Raw genomic sequence first — 1,273 nt, 5'->3', positions numbered from 1 at the left:
TTATAATATCTTTTTTTATTTTGAATTATCTTTTTTATTAATTATTCAAAATTTTATTCTTTCTTATTAATTCAATTTTTATTAATTTTATTTTTTTTCTAGGACTTAAATCTAAATAGAAAAGTTTATTTTATATTTAAATAAAATATTAAAAATGTATAATATAATATTATATTATTTTCAATATAATCTTAAAATTAGGTGAAATAATGGAAATAAATGGCGTAGAAATAGATGATACTTTTGCTGAAGGATTTGGAATTAAAGTTTCAAGAATGATTGTTACTGCTGCTACTAAACATTTAGCACATATTGCAGCTACTGAAGCTACTGGATACGGTACTTCTGTTATTGGTTGTCCTGCAGAATCTGGTATTGATTGTTATGTACCTCCTTCAGAAACTCCTGATGGAAGACCTGGATATGCAATTATGATTTGTCATATGTCTAAAAAATCTTTAGATCATGAATTACTTGAAAGAGTAGGTCAATGTGTTTTAACTGCTCCTACTGCTGCACTTTTCAATGCACTTGATTCAGAAGATACTTTTAATACTGGTGCAAAACTTAAATTCTTTGGTGATGGTTTTGAATACGAAACTGAAGTTGATGGAAGAAAAATGCATGCTATCCCAATTATGTCTGGTGATTTCTTAGTAGAAGCTAATTTAGGATACAAAGATGGTGTTGCTGGAGGTAACTTCTTTATTATGGGTGATAGTAGACTTAGTGCTATTACTGCTGCTGAAGCTGCTGTAGATGCAATTCACTCAGTACCTGGTGTTGTTACTCCTTTCCCTGGTGGAATGGTTGCTTCTGGTTCTAAAGTAGGATCTAATAAATACTCTAAATTCATGAATGCTTCAACTAATGAAAAAATGTGTGTAACTTTAAAAGATAAAGTTGATTCTGATTTGCCTGATAATGTTGAAGGTATGATGGAAATTGTTATTGATGGTGTTGACGAAGAATCTGTTAAAGAAGCTATGAAACAAGGAATCAATGCTGCTTGCCAAGTTCCAGGTATTGTTAAAATTAGTGCTGGAAATTATGGTGGAGATTTAGGTCCATATCATTTCCATTTACAAGATTTATAGATAGTTATAATTTTTTATAACTATTCTTTTTTTAGCTATTTTTTTTATTTTGTTCTTGTTTTCTTGTTTGTCTGTTTTTATTTTTCTTGTTGTTTTGTTTTAGCTATTTTTTGTTTTATTATTGTTTTTTAGTATTTTTTTATAAGAAATTCAAAAAATAATGTTTTATTTAAAAT

1 protein-coding gene is annotated in these 1,273 nt (G+C 28.0%); it reads left to right on the top strand.

From position 1 onward, the window contains the following. Window positions 1-209 precede the first annotated feature (209 nt). Complete coding sequence (fhcD, locus tag BGI41_RS08145; RefSeq protein ID WP_088540200.1) at window positions 210-1,097, top strand: formylmethanofuran--tetrahydromethanopterin N-formyltransferase; 888 nt, start codon at window positions 210-212, stop codon at window positions 1,095-1,097. The last annotated feature ends 176 nt before the right edge of the window (window positions 1,098-1,273 follow it).

Source organism: Methanobrevibacter sp. 87.7, from assembly GCF_002208625.1.
Taxonomy (GTDB): domain Archaea; phylum Methanobacteriota; class Methanobacteria; order Methanobacteriales; family Methanobacteriaceae; genus Methanarmilla.
The sequence above is the reverse complement of the archived record's forward strand: the minus strand, read 5'-3'. Positions and strand labels throughout refer to the sequence as shown.

Coding starts and splice junctions, on each gene's coding strand:
- fhcD (WP_088540200.1), top strand. CDS start 210: ATGGAAATAAATGGCGTAGAAATAGATGATACTTTTGCTGAAGGATTT.